Source organism: Lederbergia sp. B243.17 (assembly GCF_057657925.1).
On sequence record NZ_JBWBKF010000062.1, the window covers coordinates 20,600 to 27,132 of the forward strand.

7 protein-coding genes are annotated in these 6,533 nt (G+C 46.0%); 5 read left to right on the plus strand and 2 right to left on the minus strand.

The window, feature by feature from the left end; all coding sequences use genetic code 11:
* The first annotated feature begins 84 nt into the window (after positions 1 to 84).
* The 3 genes from AC0TWI_RS11630 to AC0TWI_RS11640 all read left to right on the plus strand — a co-directional run bounded on the left by AC0TWI_RS11630 (position 85) and on the right by AC0TWI_RS11640 (position 2,157).
* A complete protein-coding gene (locus tag AC0TWI_RS11630) occupies positions 85 to 1,017 on the plus strand; it encodes an ABC transporter permease subunit (protein WP_488126521.1) in 933 nt (310 codons plus the stop codon).
* Entirely contained in the window at positions 1,014 to 1,904 is an 891-nt protein-coding gene (locus tag AC0TWI_RS11635; RefSeq protein ID WP_488126514.1) for an ABC transporter permease, read from the plus strand. Before AC0TWI_RS11630 ends, AC0TWI_RS11635 begins: the two co-directional genes overlap by 4 nt.
* A gap of 70 nt (positions 1,905 to 1,974) precedes the next feature.
* Complete coding sequence (locus tag AC0TWI_RS11640) at positions 1,975 to 2,157, plus strand: sporulation protein Cse60 (protein WP_488126515.1); 183 nt, start codon at positions 1,975 to 1,977, stop codon at positions 2,155 to 2,157.
* A gap of 53 nt (positions 2,158 to 2,210) precedes the next feature.
* Here AC0TWI_RS11640 and AC0TWI_RS11645 read toward each other — a convergent pair whose 3' ends face one another.
* Positions 2,211 to 3,476 carry a BaiN/RdsA family NAD(P)/FAD-dependent oxidoreductase gene (locus tag AC0TWI_RS11645; RefSeq protein ID WP_488126516.1) on the minus strand — a complete coding sequence of 422 codons (1,266 nt, stop codon included), beginning with the start codon at positions 3,474 to 3,476 and terminating at the stop codon, positions 2,211 to 2,213.
* Positions 3,477 to 3,661: 185 nt separating this feature from the next.
* Between AC0TWI_RS11645 and AC0TWI_RS11650 the strand changes: the two genes are divergently transcribed.
* The gene (locus AC0TWI_RS11650) at positions 3,662 to 5,287 is read left to right on the plus strand and encodes a putative polysaccharide biosynthesis protein (RefSeq protein ID WP_488126517.1); all 1,626 of its coding nucleotides are present in this window, start codon (positions 3,662 to 3,664) and stop codon (positions 5,285 to 5,287) included.
* Positions 5,288 to 5,323: 36 nt separating this feature from the next.
* Here the strand turns inward: AC0TWI_RS11650 and AC0TWI_RS11655 are convergent, their stop codons facing one another.
* Positions 5,324 to 5,563 (minus strand): hypothetical protein, encoded by a 240-nt coding sequence (locus AC0TWI_RS11655; RefSeq protein WP_488126518.1) that lies wholly within the window; start codon positions 5,561 to 5,563, stop codon positions 5,324 to 5,326.
* Positions 5,564 to 5,662: 99 nt separating this feature from the next.
* Here AC0TWI_RS11655 and AC0TWI_RS11660 point away from each other — a divergent pair, with 99 nt between their 5' ends.
* On the plus strand, positions 5,663 to 6,379 hold the full coding sequence (locus tag AC0TWI_RS11660; protein WP_488126519.1) for a pseudouridine synthase: 717 nt from the start codon (positions 5,663 to 5,665) through the stop codon (positions 6,377 to 6,379).
* Positions 6,380 to 6,533: the final 154 nt, after the last annotated feature.

Consider the following 6,533-nt stretch of genomic DNA (forward strand, 5'->3'; position numbering starts at 1 on the left):
AAATAGCATAATATTGGATTTTTTTTTTTAAAATTACAATTTGTACAGCCTGCTGTCAGAGAGAGGGGGGGACACTAATTGGAAATGCTGAAGCAAGGGGCAAAAAACTTGCTGCTTTATTTTTTGATTTTTGTTTTGCTTGTATTTATCATCGCCATCCCGCCGAACCCGACAATTTCTATGAAGGGACTTGCAAAAACTCCGGTCATTACATATGTTTTTGACAAATATGCGTATCAAAACAATCTGAAGTATTTCTGGGATGTGTACACAAAAGAAAGAAGTCTGGGGACTAGCCAATATGAAGGGGTTATGGTGGAGGATGAATTGAAGGTATATTTGCCGCGCAGTCTGAAGATCATTGGTGTTGCCTTTACAATCAGCCTTTTGTTGGGAATTGGAAAGGGGATATTCGATTATCGGCACCGAAGGGATCGCTTGCGCTTTCTCGGAGGCGGAGCGACCTGGCTTATGCAGTCTGTTCCTGATTTTTTTATTATGCTCTCAATCCAATGGCTTGCTCTTATGCTGATTCCGTCGTTTCGGATATTCAGCAATTCCACACCCTATAATTTTGTAGTCATCGGTATCATCGTTTCAATTTACCCAGCGCTCTATCTGGCACGAATTGTAGCTGCGGCTCTGCAAAGTGAAGATGGAGAGCAATACATAACAGTGGCGAGAGCGAAGGGTTTTTCGGAACGGAGAGTCGTTTATCGGCATATTTTCAGGAATGCCTTGCCTACAATTTTGACTCATATTCCTGCCCTGATGGTCTATATTCTTTCCAGCCTTTTCATGGCGGAATACCTTTTTGCCTATGAAGGCTTGGCGTACAGGATGTTTTTTGCGATCGGTATCATTAAGAGTGTTATCTATGGGCAGGCATATGCGCAATGGGAGCCTGCCATGACCCTTGGAGCGATCCTCTGTTTCATGATCTTGATCATGGCCACTCAATTGATTGCAGCCTTGGCACGGATATTTTTTAAATTGGACAGGAGTTTAGCAAAATGAGGAATGGTTTGTTGATTGTCGGTTCAATTATTGTAACGTTTTTCTTGTTTATCGCAATCGCAGGACCGTATTTGCCTTTCGTCGATACGGAGCTGGAAGCAAAGCGGCTTTACTTTCCAGAAAGGGGGAAAGTGGAGAAAGCGCCTTTCCCTCCATCCGAAAGACATCCTTTGGGTTCTACAAGGGATGGAAAAGACGTGCTGAGCATGCTCATTATGGGGGCAAGGGATACTGTGTTTTTTGTTGCGGGTGCTGCTCTCCTTCGCTACATTATTGCAGTCCCTCTCGGAATGCTTGCATACAGGAATAAAGGAATATTGTCTTGGGTTGTCAAGTGGTTAAACCAATTTTTTTCCAGTATTCCTGAGATTCTCATAGGGATTATCATCCTGAACCTGCCGTTTCTGCTTTACAGCGACCATCGTTACATCTGGGCGTTCTTTATTCTTTCTTTTATAGGCGTGGGGAAGGTAAGTTATATTATTCAGCAGCAAGCTCACCAAATTTCCCAAAAGCCGTTTATTGAGACAGCGATAACAGTTGGCGTCAAACCCCTTGCCAGGCTAAAAAACCATTTTCTCCCTAACCTGATGCCAGAGATCATTACGAATTTCTGTCTCGACATCGGCAAGATTGCGTTGCTTGTTGGGCAGCTGGCCATATTGCAGATTTTCCTGACTCAGGAGCTTGTGCAAATGACACAAGGGCTGAGCGAAATAGTGAATGCAAGTAACGATTGGGCCTCCATGATGGCCGGCAGCCGGAAAGATATTCGAAGCGCCTTTTGGATTCCTTTTTACCCTGCATTATCGCTTACGCTGCTGATCATGTCGTTCACCATTCTTGGAGAGGGATTCCGAAAATATTTTAATCGGCATTTGGATTGAATTTTCATCCTATTCAGTATAATGGTGCGCGATTAGGGGCAAACTGGTTGAAAAAAGGGCGGTGACCCAGTTGCTCAAGGTGAAAATATTTGATTGCGAGCATGAGGAGGATTTGGAAGAAGAATTGAACAGCTTTCTGGAGACGTTGGATGAAAGCAATGTGCGTGATGTGAAATATCATGTGGCTGCAATCGGTGAAGCGGTATCTGAGCAAGTATACTGTTTCAGCGCAATGATTGTTTATAGCGTGTAAAAAAAGCTGCAATCGGCAGGAAAGGTTCCTGTTCCCGCTTGCAGCTTTTGTTGTCATGAACGCTTTGCATATAATGCCGCGTTTTCTCCTGCCAATCGGCCTGTGACGAGGGCGGCTGTTATATTATAGCCGCCCGTGTACCCGTAAATATCAAGTACTTCTCCTGAAAAGAAGAGGCCCGGCATCCTTTTTGAAGCCATCGTTTTCGGTTCGATTTCTTTGACAGAGACCCCGCCGCCTGTCACAAATGCCTTCTCAAGAGGAAGTGTTCCATTGACAGAGAAGCGGAATTGCTTGCATAGATGGGCAAACGCTTCTGTCTTTTCGTGAGAAATGGCAGAACTTTGGGCATCGGGATTAATTCCGCTCCGCTCAAGCAAAAAGAGCAGGTATCGTTCAGGAATCAGGCCCTTCCACGTGTTTTTCACCGCCTTTTTTGGCTCAGTTTTTAATTGATCCCAAAGCCGGGCGGCAAGCTGTTGTTCCTTCTCATCAGGCAGGGCATCGATCGACATTGTTACATCCTCTAACTGCCACTTTTTTTTAGCCTTTACGACAAATTGACTGCAACGGAGAATGGCAGGGCCTGAAACGCCGAAATGAGTGAACAGCATGTCCATCCTGTGGGTGATGAGGGCTTTACCTTTCGGGTTCAAAACGCTTACCGCAACATCACGGAGAGAAAGTCCTTGCAGTTGCTTTTCAACAATGAAAGATTCAGCTGAGGTGACAGGAACCTCGGTTGGAAAAAGCTCTGAAATGGTATGTCCCGCCTTTTCCGCCCAAGGATAGCCATCGCCGGTAGAGCCGGTATGGGGGACTGACTTCCCGCCTGATGCAATAACGACTGCTTTAGCTGCAATCTTATCACCCGTCTGCAGAACAACACCGGATGTTTGTTCATCGCGGTACAGCACCTCCTTCACAGCTGTATCGGTTAGCACTTCCACGCCAAGCTCCGACATGCGATGGAGGAGGGCATCGACAACGGACTGAGCCTTGTTTGAGACAGGAAACATCCTTCCGTGGTCTTCTTCCTTAAGTTCTACGCCAAGTTCTTCAAAGAAGCGGATAATATCCTCATTATTGAAAAGGGAAAAGGCACCATATAAAAACTTTCCATTTCCGGGAATATGCCGAATGATTTCCTCAATCGGCAGTCTGTTTGTTACGTTGCAGCGCCCCCCGCCGGAAATCGCCAATTTTCGTCCAAGCTTGTTTCCTTTATCGATCAGCAGCACTTTTGCGTGTTTTTCAGCAGCGGCAATCGCTGCCATCAAACCGGATGGGCCGCCGCCAATCACGATAACATCCTGCATGTTTATTCAACACCTTCATATAAATTATTCTCTTCATTCTAAGAGCTGAAGCTTGCAAATGCAATTACCCCGACCGCGGCTCGTACGTTGTCAAAATGGTGCAATAGCTGTACACTAAGTAAAGTGTGAAAAAATACGAAGACGAGTGTTTATCGTCAATCTATAAAACGGAGAGTCAGAGATGCATGTCTTCTAAATTGATCAGAGGTACGTTTATATTAACGCTTGGCACAATGATCTCCAAGGCGCTGGGCTTATTTTATGTGATTCCGTTCTATGCGATACTAAATAACAACAGTGCCGATATTGCGTTGTACAGCGCAGGCTATGTGCCTTATTCAATTTTTATCAGTATAGCGACAGCCGGGTTTCCTTTGGCGGTCGCTAAATATATTGCAAAATACAATGCGATGGGTGAATATGCGGTTGGGCGCAAGCTTTTCCGATCCGGGGTTTACGTCATGGGCGCAACAGGAGTATTTGCTTTCCTGGCGATGTACAGCCTTGCGCCTTGGCTTGCTGAACTTGTACTCAGGGGAGCCGAGGATGCTCAGGACATCAAAGTGGCTGATGCTGTCCAAGTCATGCGGTCGGTCAGCTATGCGTTGCTGATAATTCCAATTATGAGCTTGATCAGGGGGTTTTTCCAAGGCCACCAGTCAATGGGGCCATCGGCAGTCTCTACGGTCGTCGAGCAGATTGCTAGAATCGTGTTCCTCTTGGCCGGTTCCTTCACAGCTATTTATGTTCTTCACAAGAGTGCAGTGAGCGCGGTCAGTGTTGCTACGTTTGCCGCTTTCATCGGCGGGCTTGCAAGCCTGCTTGTCCTTCTTGTCTACTGGAGAAAAAGGAAGCCGGGACTGGATGCCCAACTGTTGGAGGATCGAGAAGAACTCGAAGTTTCCTTGCCGAGCATGTATAAGGAAATTTTCATTTCTGCTTTCCCGTTCGTGCTTGTCGGAATTGCCAACCCATTGTTTCAGTTTATTGACCAAAACACGTTTTCTGCCGCTATGTCTGCTGCCGGCAGGGCGAAGGAGAGCATTGCGTCACTGGGAATCCTGAATGTAACGTCACATAAGCTTGTCATCATTCCCGTCTCGCTTGCAACCGCGTTTGCAATGACGCTTGTTCCACTGATTACGGAGTCCTATGTTAATAGCGATAAAAAGGTGATGTTCCGTCAGCTTGATCTTACTTTTCAGGTGTTGATGTTTATTACGATGCCTGCTGCCATCGGTCTTGCTTTGCTGGCAGAACCGATTTACACCGTTTTCTATAATCATGATCCCGAGGGAATCAGTGTGCTTGCCGCCTATGCACCTGTGGCAATTCTATTTGCCCTTTACGCAGTGACGGCCGCCATCTTGCAGGGGATTAACGAACAGCGTTTCACTGTGCTCAGCCTGTTAACTGGGCTGCTCGTAAAGTTGTCGCTGAACATTCCGCTGATAAAAGCATTCTCTACAAAAGGGGCTATTTATGCGACAGCTTTAGGATACGGAGTTGCGATTTTGATTAATTTGTTCGTCATCAAGAAGTTTGCCTATTATCCGTTCAAACTGGTGACGAGAAGGATGCTGCTCATCATCATTTTCAATGTGTTGATGGCTGTTCCTGTCGGGCTTTCCTACAGGGGTCTCACTTCGTTCATCTCGCCTGAAACCAAAGCCAATTCGCTCTTGCTGCTTGCCATCTGTGCGGCTTTAGGAGCATTGATCTATGGGTATCTCGCCTTAAAGAGCGGGCTGGCAGACCGGCTATTTGGAGAACGGCTGCAGAAGCTGAAGCGAAAACTGCGGATGAACTAAAAAAATGGCGGCTGATAAATCAGGCCGCCGTTTTTTCTAATAATAGGTAGTTTGATAATCCTCTTGCTGAATGTAGTCTCTTGGTGAGCCCATCCAGAAACTTTCCAGTCTGGACACTCTTCTGTTCAGCCTTTCTTGTTCCCGTTCCAGTTGTCTGACCTGGCGTTCCAATTCATTCACTCGACGTGTCAGGTTCATCTGGCCTCCCGGCTGACCAGGGAATTGGGGAGGAAAGAAAGTTCCTTGCGGTTGCTGCAGTTGACGGTAATCCATCATGTTCATCACTCCATTCATCTATACAACATCAGCCTATGCTGCGCTGGAAGAAATGTATGGGCAGACGCCCGGTTTTTTTATATCAAAGGAGGAATACGAGTGCGAATTGATAAAATGTTGGCTAACAGCGGTTTTGGGAGCCGCAAAGATGTCAAAAAGTTTCTCAAGGCGGGCAACGTTACTGTAAATGGGGAAGTTGTCAAAGATGCAAAGGCCCAAGTTGATCCGGAAAAGGATAATGTTCTTTTATTCGGAGAGGAAGTCGTTTACAAGGAGTTTATCTATATCATGCTGAACAAGCCGCAGGGTGTCGTGTCGGCAACGGAGGACAATTTTGATAAGACGGTCGTCGACTTGCTGGATGAATCCTTCCTTGCTTATGAACCTTTTCCGGTCGGCAGGCTTGATAAGGATACGGAAGGGCTGCTGCTGCTGACAAATGACGGTCAGCTGGCCCACCAGCTGTTATCGCCGAAAAAACATGTACCGAAAACATACTTCGCTGTCATTGAAGGGGCGGTTACGGAAGAAGATGTGGAAGCCTTTCGTCATGGAGTCATCTTAGATGATGGGTATGAAACAAAACCGGGAGAGCTCTCCATCATTAAGTCTGGCTCTCGCTCGGACATTGAATTGACAATCATGGAAGGGAAATTTCATCAGGTGAAGAGGATGTTTGAGGCAGTCGGCAAAAAGGTCGTTTACTTGAAGCGGTTATCAATGGGTGCTTTAAAACTTGACCCTTCGCTTGCTCTTGGGGAGTACAGGGAATTGACAGAGGAAGAATTGGAAAATTTAAAAGGGCTCAATCACTAACAAGAACATGAAGAGAGGCTGGGACAAAACCCCCTCTAATCTGAAAAAAGCCGGCGAAATTTTACGATGAGTAAAATTTCGCCGGCTTTAATTGTCTTTCATGAAAGATAAGGACCACTTCTGATAAAATTAAGTCACCACAACAAAATATTAC

Excerpts from the sequence above, each read along its gene's own strand:
- AC0TWI_RS11630 (WP_488126521.1), top strand. The coding sequence starts at position 85 with ATGCTGAAGCAAGGGGCAAAAAACTTGCTGCTTTATTTTTTGATTTTT.
- AC0TWI_RS11635 (WP_488126514.1), top strand. The coding sequence starts at position 1,014 with ATGAGGAATGGTTTGTTGATTGTCGGTTCAATTATTGTAACGTTTTTC.
- AC0TWI_RS11645 (WP_488126516.1), bottom strand. The coding sequence starts at position 3,476 with ATGCAGGATGTTATCGTGATTGGCGGCGGCCCATCCGGTTTGATGGCA.
- AC0TWI_RS11650 (WP_488126517.1), top strand. The coding sequence starts at position 3,662 with ATGTCTTCTAAATTGATCAGAGGTACGTTTATATTAACGCTTGGCACA.
- AC0TWI_RS11655 (WP_488126518.1), bottom strand. The coding sequence starts at position 5,563 with ATGATGGATTACCGTCAACTGCAGCAACCGCAAGGAACTTTCTTTCCT.